General features: G+C 58.1%; 15 protein-coding genes. 11 read left to right on the top strand and 4 right to left on the bottom strand.

From position 1 onward, the window contains the following. Positions 1-33 precede the first annotated feature (33 nt). The 8 genes from metG to AC1RL4_RS09090 all read left to right on the top strand — a co-directional run bounded on the left by metG (position 34) and on the right by AC1RL4_RS09090 (position 6,947). A complete protein-coding gene (gene metG / locus AC1RL4_RS09125; protein ID WP_028939451.1) occupies positions 34-2,088 on the top strand; it encodes a methionine--tRNA ligase in 2,055 nt (684 codons plus the stop codon). 172 nt (positions 2,089-2,260) lie between these two features. Next, a complete protein-coding gene (locus AC1RL4_RS09120) occupies positions 2,261-2,830 on the top strand; it encodes an electron transport complex protein RnfA (protein ID WP_064616316.1) in 570 nt (189 codons plus the stop codon). Beyond that, positions 2,827-3,831 carry an electron transport complex subunit RsxB gene (gene rsxB, locus AC1RL4_RS09115; protein ID WP_489078596.1) on the top strand — a complete coding sequence of 335 codons (1,005 nt, stop codon included), beginning with the start codon at positions 2,827-2,829 and terminating at the stop codon, positions 3,829-3,831. Before AC1RL4_RS09120 ends, rsxB begins: the two co-directional genes overlap by 4 nt. Continuing rightward, positions 3,818-4,810, top strand: coding sequence for an RnfABCDGE type electron transport complex subunit D (locus AC1RL4_RS09110; RefSeq protein WP_019581551.1), 993 nt, complete (start codon positions 3,818-3,820; stop codon positions 4,808-4,810). The genes rsxB and AC1RL4_RS09110 overlap by 14 nt, the downstream gene beginning before the upstream one ends. Continuing rightward, positions 4,807-5,418 (top strand): RnfABCDGE type electron transport complex subunit G, encoded by a 612-nt coding sequence (locus tag AC1RL4_RS09105; RefSeq protein ID WP_019581552.1) that lies wholly within the window; start codon positions 4,807-4,809, stop codon positions 5,416-5,418. The genes AC1RL4_RS09110 and AC1RL4_RS09105 overlap by 4 nt, the downstream gene beginning before the upstream one ends. Then, a complete protein-coding gene (locus AC1RL4_RS09100; protein WP_019581553.1) occupies positions 5,411-6,025 on the top strand; it encodes an Rnf-Nqr domain containing protein in 615 nt (204 codons plus the stop codon). Before AC1RL4_RS09105 ends, AC1RL4_RS09100 begins: the two co-directional genes overlap by 8 nt. Next, entirely contained in the window at positions 6,022-6,660 is a 639-nt protein-coding gene (gene nth / locus AC1RL4_RS09095) for an endonuclease III (protein ID WP_018926600.1), read from the top strand. The genes AC1RL4_RS09100 and nth overlap by 4 nt, the downstream gene beginning before the upstream one ends. Before the next feature lie 107 nt (positions 6,661-6,767). Then, entirely contained in the window at positions 6,768-6,947 is a 180-nt protein-coding gene (locus AC1RL4_RS09090) for a PA3496 family putative envelope integrity protein (protein ID WP_007898493.1), read from the top strand. Between the two features lie 91 nt (positions 6,948-7,038). Here AC1RL4_RS09090 and AC1RL4_RS09085 read toward each other — a convergent pair whose 3' ends face one another. Beyond that, positions 7,039-7,665: a response regulator transcription factor gene (locus AC1RL4_RS09085; protein WP_018926602.1), complete on the bottom strand. Its 627-nt coding sequence runs from the start codon at positions 7,663-7,665 to the stop codon at positions 7,039-7,041. Between the two features lie 563 nt (positions 7,666-8,228). Here AC1RL4_RS09085 and AC1RL4_RS09080 point away from each other — a divergent pair. Beyond that, positions 8,229-8,810 (top strand): hypothetical protein, encoded by a 582-nt coding sequence (locus AC1RL4_RS09080; RefSeq protein WP_018926603.1) that lies wholly within the window; start codon positions 8,229-8,231, stop codon positions 8,808-8,810. 174 nt (positions 8,811-8,984) lie between these two features. Here the strand turns inward: AC1RL4_RS09080 and AC1RL4_RS09075 are convergent, their stop codons facing one another. Next, a complete protein-coding gene (locus AC1RL4_RS09075) occupies positions 8,985-10,202 on the bottom strand; it encodes an argininosuccinate synthase (protein ID WP_007938916.1) in 1,218 nt (405 codons plus the stop codon). A 129-nt stretch (positions 10,203-10,331) separates the two neighbouring features. Then, positions 10,332-11,240, bottom strand: coding sequence for a flagellar protein MotY (locus AC1RL4_RS09070; protein ID WP_489078595.1), 909 nt, complete (start codon positions 11,238-11,240; stop codon positions 10,332-10,334). Between the two features lie 157 nt (positions 11,241-11,397). On the opposite strand from AC1RL4_RS09070, the gene pyrC reads away from it, so the two are divergent. Next, complete coding sequence (gene pyrC, locus AC1RL4_RS09065) at positions 11,398-12,444, top strand: dihydroorotase (RefSeq protein ID WP_018926606.1); 1,047 nt, start codon at positions 11,398-11,400, stop codon at positions 12,442-12,444. After that, on the top strand, positions 12,441-13,118 hold the full coding sequence (gene rnt, locus AC1RL4_RS09060) for a ribonuclease T (RefSeq protein WP_007938919.1): 678 nt from the start codon (positions 12,441-12,443) through the stop codon (positions 13,116-13,118). The genes pyrC and rnt overlap by 4 nt, the downstream gene beginning before the upstream one ends. Positions 13,119-13,190: 72 nt before the next feature. Here rnt and AC1RL4_RS09055 read toward each other — a convergent pair whose 3' ends face one another. Further along, positions 13,191-13,793 (bottom strand): peroxiredoxin, encoded by a 603-nt coding sequence (locus AC1RL4_RS09055; RefSeq protein WP_007938920.1) that lies wholly within the window; start codon positions 13,791-13,793, stop codon positions 13,191-13,193. Positions 13,794-14,074: the final 281 nt, after the last annotated feature.

The raw sequence follows: 14,074 nt of genomic DNA, 5'->3' as shown, positions 1-14,074 counted from the left end.
GCCGACCTCCGTTTCATCAAGTAGCCGAGCCCCATGTCCGAGCCACGCAAGATCCTCGTCACCAGCGCCCTGCCCTATGCCAATGGTTCGATCCACCTCGGCCATATGCTGGAATACATCCAGACCGATATGTGGGTGCGCTTCCAGAAGCATCGCGGTAACCAATGCATTTATGTCTGCGCCGACGACGCCCACGGTTCGGCCATCATGCTGCGCGCAGAAAAGGAAGGCATCACCCCGGAACAACTGATCGCCAACGTCCAGGCTGAACACAGCGCCGACTTTGCCGAGTTCCTGGTGGACTTCGACAACTTCCACTCCACTCACGCCGAAGAAAACCGTGAGCTGTCGAGCCAGATCTACCTGAAGCTGCGCGACGCCGGGCACATCGCCACGCGGTCGATCACGCAGTACTTCGACCCGGAAAAGAAAATGTTCCTGGCCGACCGCTTCATCAAGGGCACCTGCCCGAAATGCGGCACCGAAGACCAGTACGGCGACAACTGCGAAAAATGCGGTGCAACCTACGCGCCGACCGACCTCAAAGATCCGAAGTCGGCAATCTCCGGCGCCACGCCGGTGCTCAAGGATTCCCAGCACTTCTTCTTCAAGCTGCCGGACTTCCAGGAAATGCTGCAAGCCTGGACCCGCAGCGGCACCTTGCAAGATGCCGTGGCCAACAAGATCGCCGAATGGCTGGACGCGGGCCTGCAGCAGTGGGACATCTCCCGCGATGCGCCGTACTTCGGCTTCGAAATTCCTGATGAGCCGGGCAAGTACTTCTACGTGTGGCTGGACGCGCCGATCGGCTACATGGCCAGCTTCAAGAACCTGTGCAACCGTACGCCTGCACTTGATTTCGACGCGTTCTGGGGCAAGGACTCCACCGCCGAGCTGTACCACTTCATCGGCAAGGACATCGTCAACTTCCACGCCCTGTTCTGGCCAGCGATGCTCGAAGGCGCCGGTTTCCGTAAACCGACCGGCATCAATGTGCACGGCTACCTGACCGTCAACGGTCAGAAGATGTCCAAGTCCCGCGGCACCTTCATCAAGGCCCGGACCTATCTGGATCACCTGTCGCCGGAATACCTGCGCTACTACTACGCGGCCAAGCTGAGCCGTGGCGTCGATGACCTGGACCTGAACCTCGAAGACTTCGTGCAGAAGGTCAACTCGGACCTGGTCGGCAAAGTCGTCAACATCGCCAGCCGTTGCGCCGGTTTCATCAACAAAGGCAACGCTGGCGTGCTGGTGGCCGGCAACGCCGCGCCGGAGCTGACCGAAGCGTTCCTGGCCGCAGCACCGAGCATCGCAGAAGCCTACGAGGCGCGTGACTTCGCCCGGGCCATGCGTGAAATCATGGGTCTGGCCGACCGTGCCAACGCCTGGATCGCCGACAAGGCACCGTGGTCGCTGAACAAACAGGAAGGCAAGCAGGATGAAGTCCAGGCCATCTGCGCCCTGGGCATCAACCTGTTCCGCCAACTGGTGATTTTCCTCAAGCCGGTGCTGCCGCTGCTGGCCGCCGATGCCGAGGCGTTCCTCAACGTCGCACCGCTGACCTGGAACGACCACGCCACCTTGCTCAGCAACCATCAGCTGAACGAGTTCAAACCGTTGATGACCCGCATCGACCCGGTAAAAGTGCAAGCCATGACCGACGCCTCGAAAGAAGACCTGACCGCCAGCCAGACCGACACCGGCGAAGCTGCCGCGCCTCAAGGCAACGGCGAACTGGCCAAGGATCCGCTGTCGCCGGAGATCGAGTTCGATACCTTTGCCGCGGTCGACCTGCGCGTCGCCCTGATCCTCAAGGCCGAAGCCGTCGAAGGGGCCGACAAACTGCTGCGCCTGACCCTGGACATCGGTGACGAGCAACGCAACGTGCTCTCCGGAATCAAGAGTGCCTACCCGGACCCGGCCAAGCTTGAAGGTCGCCTGACCATGATGATTGCCAACCTCAAGCCGCGCAAAATGAAATTCGGGATCTCCGAAGGCATGGTGATGGCGGCCGGCCCTGGTGGCGAAGAAATCTACCTGCTGAGCCCCGACAGTGGCGCCAAGCCAGGTCAGCGCATCAAGTAAGGTCCTGCGCTAAACCGATCCCACAGTCGTGCCCGGCGCGACTGTGGGATTTTCATATCTGGCCCACCCTCCTTCCTTGCCGGATAATGCCTAATCTCTTTTTAGAGAGTTCTTTTTAGAGAGCCCTTTCTAGAGAGCCCCTTAAGAAAGCCCTGTTCTTACCGGCACGATCATGACCGAACTGCTTCTTACGCTTATCAGCGCTGCCCTGATCAACAACCTCGTGTTGCACTGGCCGCTGGGCGTCGATCCGGTGCTGGGCAGCGAGCGGCGACAGGTGCATGCATTGGGCATCGCGACGACGTGCCTGATGCTGATCGTCGGCACGCTCGGCCATGCGCTCTACCACTGGCTGCTGGTGCCGCTGGGGCTGACGTCGCTGCGACTGTTCGTATTCCTGCCGCTGAGCGTTCTGCTGATCGGCCCGCTGCTGAAACTGCTTCCACGGTTATTCGCCAAGCTTTCATTCGAGGGTCTCTGGCCCCTGCTGCTGGGCAATGCCGGCGTGCTTGGGCTGACCCTGCTCAACGCTCAGGACGACAAGGGACTTTTCCACGCCATAGCCTTGAGCCTAGGTGCCGGGCTGGGTTTCTGGCTGGTGCTGAGCCTGTTCAGCGACTTGCGCCAACGCACACTCGATAACGATGTCCCCCTGCCCTTTCGCGGCCTGCCGATCGAATTGATCGGCGCCGGATTGATCGCAGTGGTTTTTCTCGGATTCAGCGGGCTGATCAAAACATGAGTCTGATTCAACGCATCGATGCCCTCTTGCCGCAGACCCAATGCGGCAAGTGTGGCCACCCCGGATGCAAACCGTACGCCGAAGGCATCGCCAGCGGCGAGCCGATCAACAAGTGCCCACCGGGCGGCAGCGAAACCATCGCGGCCCTCGCCGAGCTGCTGAAAGTGCCGGTGCTGGAACTGGACGTCAGTCGCGGTTCGGCACCGGCGCAAATCGCGTACATCCGCGAAGCCGAATGCATCGGCTGCACCAAATGCATTCAGGCCTGCCCGGTCGACGCGATTGTCGGCGCGGCGAAATTCATGCACACGGTCATCGTCGACGAATGCACCGGTTGCGACCTCTGCGTGGCGCCCTGCCCGGTGGATTGCATCGAGATGCATCCGCTACCGCTGGCCACGCTGCCGATTGTCGGTGGGCTGGCGTTCAGCCTGGAGGAGCAACAGGCCCGGGCCGCCAAGCGCAACCGCGCGCGACGTCGCTTCGAACAGCGCAATGCCCGCTTACATCGCGAAGAGCAACAGAAACTCGCCGAACGTCAGGCCCGCGCCCAACGCGCCGTGCAGCACAGTGAAGTGACACTCGACCCGGTTCAGGCCGCGCTCGAGCGCGTGCGGGCGCAGAAGGCCGCCAATGCCGATGTGGCACTGAAAAAGGCCAAGGTCGATCTGGCCATGAGTCGAGCGCAGTTGAACAAGTCGCTCAAGGCCTTCGGGCATCCACCGACTTTCGAACAGCAATCGCAACTGATCGTGCTGCAACAGCAATTTGAAGCCGCCGAGCAGACGCTGGCGCAGCTGGAAAACAGTGCACCGGTGGTAGCTGCTCAGCCTGTTCCGACTAACGATGCCGAGCTGAAGCGGGCGAAGATCCAGTTGGCCATGCGCCGCGCCGAACTCAAGAAGGCTCAAACAAACGAAGCGTCGGCCGAACAGATCGCAGCATTGCAACATGCGCTCAGCGAAGCCGAGCGGCAGGTGGATGCCTATGCCGCCCCTTGAATCGGTGGACGAACGCCTTCAGCAGGCCATGAAGCTGGTGTTGCTGGCCACCCTGCCGGGAATGCTGATGTTGTTCTGGCTGTACGGTTGGGGCGTGTTGATCAACCTGATTCTGACGGCAGCTACCGCGCTGGCCGTTGAAGCAGCGGTGTTGCAGCTGCGCAAGCAACCTGTAAAACCGACAGTGAGCGATGGCAGTGCGCTGGTCAGCGCGACCCTGTTGGCCCTGGCCTTGCCGCCTTATTGCCCGTGGTGGCTGACGGTCAGCGCTGCGGCATTCGGACTTTTTTTCGGCAAGCACCTGTATGGCGGCGTCGGCAGGAATCCGTTCAACCCGGCGATGCTCGGTTTCGCCCTGGCTTTAGTGACATTTCCCCAGCAAATGACCCATTGGCCGTCGTCCCATGGCATGGACTTTCTCGCTGGCCTGCAACAAGTGTTCGGCTTCAACCTCGGCCAGACGCCAGACGCGTGGGCCCAGGCCACCGCGCTGGACAGCCTGCGAATCAACAAAAGCCTGACCATGGACGAACTGTTTACCGGCAACCCGGCATTCGGCCATTTCGGCGGCCGGGGCGTGGAATGGGTCAACCTGGCCTTCCTGGCTGGCGGCGCGTTTCTGCTGCAACGACGGGTGTTCAGCTGGCATGCGCCGGTCGGCATGCTCGCCAGCCTGTTCGTCATCAGCCTGTTGTGCTGGAACGGTTCGGGCTCCGATTCCCATGGCTCGCCACTCTTCCATCTGCTCACCGGCGCGAGCATGCTGGGTGCCTTCTTCATCGTGACGGAACCGGTATCCGGCGCAAAAACCCCCACGGCCCGGTTGCTGTTCGGCGCCGGAGTGGGGCTGCTGACTTACCTGATCCGCACGTGGGGCGGCTATCCCGACGGGGTGGCCTTTGCCGTCCTGCTGATGAACCTCTGTGTACCGGCGCTGGAGCGGTTTGCTGCCTCCAGACAAGCGCAGGTCAGCCCATGAACCGAGCAACCAGCGTTGTGACCCTGGTATTACTGGCAGGCCTGGGGACAGGCGCGACTTACCTCGCGCAGCACACCAGCGCCGCACGCATTGCCGCCGAACAACGCCTGATCGACAGCCGCAATTTGCTGGATCTGCTAGCGCCCGACAGCTACGACAATCAGCCACTGGAACACCCCCTCAGCGTCGAAAAAACTCGCCTGCCCAACAGCACGCTGCTAAATGGCTACCTGGCGTCCAAGGCCGGCCAACCGAGCGCCGTGTTGCTGCGCAGCCAGACACTGGGCTACGCCGGCGCCATCGATTTGCTGATCGCCATCGACCCCCATGGCACGTTGCTGGGGGTCAAAACCCTCAAGCAATCGGAAACCCCGGGGCTGGGCGGCAAGCTCGCCGACTGGCCCAATGCCTGGCTGCAAGTGTTTACCGGCAAGTCTCTAGGCGAACCAGGCGACACTGGCTGGGCCTTGAAAAAGGACCAAGGGCAATTCGATCAGATCGCGGGCGCGACCATCACCTCAAGAGCGGTGATCAATGCCACCCACGATGCATTGCGTTACTTCGATGAACACCGGCAACCGCTGATCGGGAGCAGTGCCCATGAATAAGTCATCGACCCTGCAGAACTCGCTGATGCTTGCGCCTCTGATCGGCGTCACTGATTCGTTGGTAACGGCCCTGGGCCTGTGGCTGATGTTCGCTCTGGTGCTCAGTGTCTATGACGTGAGCATGGGTATCTTGCGCTCACGACTGATTCCGGCAACCCATTTACTGGCCTGCCTCCTGCTGGCTGCCACACTGACCAGTTGTGCGGAACTCGCCACGCAAGCCTGGTCGCTTCAATGGCACCAGCATCTGGGGTTCTATACCGGATTGATCGCCTTGCAATGCGTGGTGCTGGAACATAACGGTTTTTTCCAGGGCACAAGGCGTGACCGCCTGCGCCTGTGCGGCCTGTTTGGCGCCTTGATGATTGGCCTGGGCCTGCTGCGCGAGCTCATCGGCAACGGGACACTGGGTAGCCATCTGCCCTGGCTGACCGGTGCTGTGCAACCGGACTGGCAAGGTTGGGTGCTCACCGCTGACGGAGGCCTGCGTTTGGCCACGCTGGCCCCCGGCGGGTTTATTCTGCTGGGGCTGCTGATCGCCGCACGTCAGGCCTGGACCCGCCCCACCCCCACATTGACCTCCTTCGAGGAAACGCATCGCCCATGAATGCCGCAAAACGTCTGGAAATTTTCCGCAGGTTTCACGAAGACAATCCTGAACCGAAGACCGAGCTGGCCTATTCCTCGCCGTTCGAACTGCTGATCGCCGTGATTCTCTCGGCGCAATCGACCGATGTCGGCGTCAACAAGGCCACCGCCAAACTGTTTCCGGTGGCCAATACGCCGGCGGCGATTTATGCCTTGGGCGTCGAAGGATTGTCGGAGTACATCAAGACCATCGGCCTGTATAACAGCAAAGCAAAAAACGTGATCGAAACCTGTCGCTTGCTGGTAGAGCGCCATGGCGGTGAAGTACCGCAGACCCGCGAAGCGCTGGAAGCGCTGCCCGGCGTCGGCCGCAAGACCGCCAATGTGGTGCTCAATACCGCCTTTCGTCAGCTGACCATGGCCGTGGACACCCACATTTTCCGGGTCAGCAACCGTACCGGCATTGCTCCGGGCAAGAATGTGGTCGAGGTGGAGCAGAAACTGATGAAATTCGTGCCGAAGGAGTATCTGCTCGACGCCCATCACTGGCTGATTCTCCACGGACGCTACGTTTGCCTGGCCCGCAAGCCGCGTTGTGGCAGCTGCCGGATCGAGGACTTATGCGAATACAAGCAAAAGACCTCGGACGATTGAGGCTCTATTAGTTTTATTGATTAGCCGATTGAAAAAATCTTTTTTACCCGCCGGGAAATTGTCGATATAAGGAGCGCCAAAGGCAGTCTTAGCCTGGAGTTAACCTTATGAGCACTGGCAAAGAGCAATTGGACGTAGAAGACGACTTCACCCCCGTTGAGGCCGATGACGCAGAACCGGTGGTGGAAGTAGCGAAGACCAACCTGAGCAAACGCCGCACCATCGACAATCTGCTGGAGGAGCGCCGACTGCAAAAGCAATTGGCCGATTACGATTTTGACCTATGACACCTAAAAGCCTCCCGAAACGGAGGCTTTTTACTAAGTGCCCATCCCCGACAAACGCCCGCTCATCGCCCCTCGTCAAACGCTGGCGTACTCATACCAGGCCATTACGTTGAGCCAATTCAATAAGATCGACCAGTGAGCGAGCATTGAGCTTTAGCAACAGGCGAGTCTTGTAAGTACTGACGGTTTTATTGCTGAGGAACATCCCATCGGCGATTTCCTTGTTTGTCTTACCTCGGGCCAACTGCTGCAGGACCATCATTTCCCGTCCGGACAAACGATCCACCATATCGGCCTCACTGGCATTCCCAAGACTGGAGCGCACAGTATGCAGCGCCTGATTAGGGAAGTAGCTATAACCTGACAGTACCGCCTTTATTGCACTGAGCAACTCAGTAAGGTCCTGTTGTTTACAGACATATCCGGCGGCACCCGATTGCATACAGCGCATGGAAAAATGCCCTGGAGCCTGGGACGTCAATATCAGCACTTTAAGAGGCATCGCCGCTGATGTCAGGCGCGCGATAACTTCCAACCCATCCAGCTTCGGTATTCCAATATCCAGGATAACGATATCCGGCATAAGTTCACGAGCAAGTTGCAATGCATCCACGCCATTGTCTGTTTCTGCAATGACTTCGTAGCCATGACGCTCCATTAGCATACGTACCGCAAGACGAATGACGGGGTGATCATCCACGATCAGCACTTTATTCATGGGCAAGTCCAATTTTCGCTGTTCGAATTTTTAGAGCCCGCACCATAGCCTAGTCGTTTCACCCATGGCATGCCGTCCCCCTCGACCACTCGCACCGAGAGACATCACCTACAAACAACACGGATTATTCCTACAAGAAATCATTGCACACGATGAGCCAGAGATTTTATTGGCCGAACACTGCTAATCGCCTCGACAGTTTCTTTGTAACAATTCACACCCAAAAAAACAGGGTTAAACGCCCTTGGTCCGACAGACCGCGACTATTAAGCTACCCTTAAAGGTAACGAGTATCTTGCAGAATCTTACATAACCCGGCCCGAACGGCTCGAAAAACCTTACACACAGCAACACTTCAGAAGCCAAACAAACCCACGCAACTTTAAAACAAATAAACAGACATACCCAGACCCAGAACAATGCAGCTACTATATCAATTTCAACCACACAACAAAAAAACTTAAAATAACAAAAACAAAAACAACACATCCATACATGCATCACCGCCAAAACACACCCTATAAACCAACAGAGAAAAAGATAATATCTAATGAGTAAAAAACATGATAAAACTCAAAAAAAGAATCACCAACCCCATGACAATCATTGCAATATTTGCAGCACTGTCCGAAACATCAGCTGCTGTATCGCTGCCCTTTCTTGACCACAAGGAGAGAGAACTCTACATCTGGTTTCTGATCAGTTTTCCCTTTTATTTGCTTTTTCTTTTCTTCGCCACACTTAACTTCAATTATCGATCGCTTTACGCGCCCTCCGATTTCGAGAAGGGAAAGCATTTTATAAAAGTCATGGACAACGCTGATCACTCTGGAAACAGCACTTCCAGTGTGTCGCCTGAACGCTCGGTCCAACACCATGTGCAGTTGCCCGCACCGCTAAAGGATCTGCACATCATTGATGCACGCTGGATAACCAAAAAAATGGGGTTCAGCGCCTTGATGGAGAGTATCCAGCACGCTCCGGATAATCCTGCACACGTGATCGTATTTCTCACGTGCGCCGATTCGGAGGTAGTGCTGAAGGACAGCGCGCTCAAACACTGGAAACAACTAAAGAAACGCAGCAACGCAACGTTCTGTGTTTCTTACAATTTGAGCTCACATGGCGTGACGATCATGGGCTAGGTTTTGACCCGTCGCACAGAGCAAGGCAGCCCTTGAAGTGAGATCAAAGGCAGGCAGCAGAGGGAACGGTTAGAAGAAACCAGCAGAAAGCGAAACGTAATATGCAGCAGCCCTTTTTCAGAACTGTGGCCTTGTCATCGACAAGGCCACAGTTCCATTACCGCATCAAAGGTCTCAGAACAGCTTGCGGCCTTTGTTCGCCGCGATACGCATGCGCAAGGCGTTGAGCTTGATGAAGCCCGCCGCATCGGCCTGGTTGTAGGCACCGCCATCTTCCTCGAAGGTCGCGATGTTGGCGTCGAACAACGACTCGTCGGACTTGCGTCCGGTGACGATCACGTTGCCCTTGTACAGTTTCAGGCGCACTACGCCGTTCACGTGAGCCTGGGAAGCATCGATCATCTGTTGCAGCATCAGACGCTCTGGGCTCCACCAGTAACCGGTGTAGATCAGACTGGCGTATTTAGGCATCAGCTCGTCTTTGAGGTGAGCCACTTCGCGGTCCAGGGTGATCGACTCGATCGCACGGTGAGCGCGCAGCATGATAGTGCCGCCTGGCGTCTCGTAGCAGCCACGGGACTTCATGCCCACATAGCGGTTCTCGACGATATCCAGACGGCCGATACCATGTTCGCCACCGATACGGTTCAAGGTCGCCAGCACGGTGGCCGGGGTCATTTCGACGCCGTCCAGTGCAACGATGTCGCCGTTACGGTAGGTCAGTTCCAGGTACTGTGGTTTGTCAGGAGCGTTCTCCGGGGAGACGGTCCAGCGCCACATGTCTTCTTCGTGCTCGGTCCAGGTGTCTTCCAGCACGCCACCTTCATAGGAGATGTGCAGCAGGTTGGCATCCATCGAGTACGGGGATTTTTTCTTGCCGTGACGCTCGATCGGAATCGCGTGCTTCTCGGCGTAGTCCATCAGCTTCTCACGGGACAGCAGGTCCCATTCGCGCCATGGAGCGATCACTTTCACGCCTGGCTTCAAGGCGTAGGCGCCCAGTTCGAAACGAACCTGGTCGTTGCCCTTGCCGGTCGCGCCGTGGGAAATGGCGTCAGCACCGGTTTCGTTGGCGATTTCGATCAGACGTTTGGCGATCAACGGACGAGCGATGGAAGTACCCAGCAGGTACTCGCCTTCGTAAACGGTATTGGCGCGGAACATCGGGAACACGAAATCACGCACGAATTCTTCGCGCAGATCGTCGATATAGATTTCTTTTACGCCCATGGCCTGTGCCTTGGCGCGGGCCGGCTCGACCTCTTCGCCCTGACCCAGGTCAGCGGTGAAGGTCACTACTTCACAGTTATATGTATCCTGCAGCCACTTGAGGATCACCGAAGTGTCCAGGCCGCCGGAATACGCCAGAACGACCTTGTTTACGTCCGCCATGCCATCACTCCACGGGGTTCTACGGAAAGCTGTCAAGTCTACCGCTCATGCAGGATAATTTACAGAGGCGCGACAGCTTATGACGACGAAGCGACAGATTATGTCGAGCGAGCGACGAATTCAGCAGGTTCAGGAGGTCGTCGCGCTGCTCGCGGCGGCGGTGGCTTGAGGCGCAGGCTTCTCGGTCGGTGCGACCCGTTCGAGGTGTACGGCAACCCGGCGATTCTTAGCCCGGTTGGCGGCATTGTTGTTGGGCGCCAGCGGATAGCGCTCACCGTGAAAACGCAGGGTGATCTGCGATTCCTGCACACCATTGGCCTTGAAGAAATCCATCACCGCCAGCGCCCGGCGTCGTGACAGTTCACGGTTGGTCAGGCGGTTGCCACTGTTGTCGGAATGGCCGTCGAGTTCAATGTGGTTGACCGTCGGATCGGCCTTCATGAACTCCAGCATGACCTGCAACTGGGCCTTGGCCCTGGCATCGAGATCGATACCCTCCCCCGGGAAGCCGACCTCGGATTGCTTCACTTGCTCGAAATTCTGTGGCAACAACTTGGCGACGCAACCCTGATAGTCACCATAGGCCTTGCTGAACTTGACCGGCAGCAGACGCACTTCAGACACCCGACCGTCGCCCGATGAGTGTCGAACGACCGGGCTGCGCCCCTCCATCAACCCGCTGATCAGGCGCCCGGCCTGCACTTGCGAGCTGTTGAACAGCACGTTGCCACTACCGATTCTCACCGACCCCAGGTTAATGTCGCCACGCCCCGGCTGCCATGGCGCAGCCGCCGCCAGCAAGGTCGCGGAACCCCCACCGATCATTGAGTTGTAGGCCTTCAGACGAAATGTCGCCTGCTCTCCGGCGCGCCGCACAAACTCACCCGAACCGAAATCAGTGATCGGTTGAGTCAGGCGGCATTCGAACTTGTCACCTTCGACCGTCCACTCGATGCTCTCCAGGCGAGTCTGGAAAGTGAGCGCCATCGCGGGAAGGCTGGCAAACACACTGAGCAAGGCTAAATAACGCTGGCGCACGGGAGGCTCCACTGGCTTCTACGACAAAAAGACCGACACACATATTCACGGCCTGCCTGTTGGGTATCGGAAGCTTGTCGTAAAACTTGATAGCGAGTGCCTGGAAGAGTCTTTTCCGGTAGCATTCCCCTGAGTTTGACCCGCCTGGAATTCCCTCATGTCCGACCGCCTGACCCTGCTGCGTCCCGACGACTGGCACATTCATCTTCGCGATGGTGCCGTGTTGACCAATACCGTCGCGGATGTCGCGCGCACCTTTGGTCGCGCCATCATCATGCCCAACCTGGTACCTCCGGTGCGCAACGCTGCTGAAGCCGATGGCTATCGCCAGCGGATTCTCGCCGCACGTCCGGCCGGCAGCCGTTTCGAACCGCTGATGGTTCTGTACCTGACCGACCGCACCCAGCCCGAAGAAATTCGTGAGGCCAAGGCCAGCGGTTTCATTCACGCCGCCAAGCTGTACCCGGCCGGCGCGACCACCAACTCGGACTCTGGCGTCACCAGCATCGACAAGATTTTCCCTGCACTGGAGGCCATGGCCGAAGTCGGGATGCCCTTGCTGGTTCACGGTGAAGTCACCCGTGGCGATATCGACGTTTTCGATCGGGAAAAAATCTTCATCGATGAGCACATGCGTCGCGTGGTCGAGCGTTTCCCGACGCTCAAAGTGGTGTTCGAACACATCACCACCGCCGATGCCGTGCAGTTCGTCAACGCGGCTTCGGCCAACGTTGGCGCCACCATCACCGCGCATCACCTGCTGTACAACCGCAACCACATGCTGGTGGGCGGGATTCGGCCGCACTTCTACTGCCTGCCGATCCTCAAGCGCAATACCCACCAGGAAGCGCTGCTCGACGCCGCCACCAGTGGCAGCGACAAGTTCTTCCTCGGCACCGACTCGGCCCCCCATGCCCAGCACGCCAAAGAAGCGGCTTGCGGCTGTGCCGGTTGCTACACCGCTTATGCCGCGATCGAGATGTATGCCGAAGCCTTCGAACAGCGTAATGCGCTGGACAAGCTCGAAGCCTTCGCCAGCCTCAATGGCCCGCGTTTCTATGGTCTGCCGGCGAACACCGATCGCATCACCCTGGTCCGCGAAGAGTGGACCGCCCCAACCAGCCTGCCATTTGGCGAGCTGACCGTTATCCCGCTGCGCGCCGGTGAAAAACTGCGCTGGCGCCTGCTGGAGGAACACGCGTGAGTGAAGACCATTTCGACGACGAACAGGACGGTCAAGGCGGTGGAGGTGGTCCTCGTCATCCAATGGCTGCCAGATTCCGTGGTTACCTGCCGGTTGTCGTCGACGTAGAGACCGGTGGCTTCAACTCGGCCACCGACGCCCTGCTGGAAATTGCTGCAACCACCATCGCCATGGATGAAAAAGGGTTTGTGTACCCCGATCACACCTACTTCTTCCGGGTAGAGCCATTCGAAGGCGCCAACATCGAAGCAGCAGCCTTGGAGTTCACCGGGATCAAGCTCGATCACCCGTTGCGCATGGCAGTGAGTGAAGAAGCGGCGCTGACCGATATCTTCCGCGGCATTCGCAAGGCCCTGAAGGCCAACGGTTGCAAACGGGCGATTCTGGTCGGCCACAACAGCAGCTTCGACCTGGGTTTCCTTAACGCGGCAGTCGCGCGCCTGGACATGAAACGTAACCCGTTTCACCCGTTCTCCAGCTTCGACACCGCGACCCTTGCCGGTCTGGCCTATGGCCAAACCGTACTGGCCAAGGCCTGTCAGGCAGCGGACATCGACTTCGACGGTCGCGAGGCTCATTCGGCTCGCTACGATACCGAGAAAACCGCCGAGCTGTTCTGCGGCATCGTCAATCGCTGGAAACAGATGGGCGGCTGGGAAGACTACAACGACTGAGACTGGTCGCCGGTTTATCTCGCCCATAAAAAAACCGGCCTCAGGCCGGTTTTTTATTGCCGGACGCCTGGCTTACAGCGCAGCAGCGTGCTCGGTCAGGTAAGCCGCAACGCCTTCTGGCGAAGCGTTCATGCCTTTGTCGCCTTTTTTCCAGTTGGCAGGGCAAACTTCGCCGTGCTCTTCGTGGAATTGCAGAGCGTCAACCAGACGGATCAGCTCTTCCATGTTACGGCCCAGCGGCAGGTCGTTGATGATCTGCGAGCGGACAACGCCTTTGTCGTCGATCAGGAACGCACCACGGAAAGCCACGCCGTCAGCGGACTGAACGTCGTAAGCCTTCATGATTTCCTGCTTGATGTCAGCAGCCATGGTGTAACGAACCTGGCCGATACCGCCATTGTTCACCGGGGTGTTGCGCCACGCGTTGTGGGTGAAGTGCGAGTCGATCGAAACGGCGACCACTTCAACGTTGCGTGCCTTGAAGTCAGCCATGCGGTTGTCCAGAGCGATCAGCTCGGACGGGCAAACGAAGGTGAAGTCCAGTGGGTAGAAGAACACCAGGCCGTATTTGCCTTTGATGGCCGAGGACAGGGTGAAGCTGTCTACGATTTCGCCATTGCCGAGTACGGCCGGTACGGTGAAGTCAGGGGCTTGTTTGCCTACGAGTACGCTCATTGGATATCTCCTGGTAATAACGTTGAAGAACAGGGCTCATGCCAGCCTGTCACCCTCAGGCGACAGCCCTGTGACACGAACCTCCTTCGCAAAAGGCCGACCATCATACACCGCGTTTTTCGCCTGTCCTTAGCGGTTTTTTTCTGGCGGGCAAAATGGCCGCTGCTATTTTTTTTCACAAGGCGCGAGAGGAAACCGTTCGTCAGTCAAAGGCCCTTATGACAAAAAGCCTTCAGAAACCACTTTGACAATCATTCTCGTTAACATTAAGATCCATCGCA

The sequence above is a fragment of the Pseudomonas sp. GW822-FHT07A10 genome, assembly GCF_058798795.1.
Note: the sequence above shows the minus strand (reverse complement) of the source record. Positions and strands in the feature narration are given on the sequence as shown.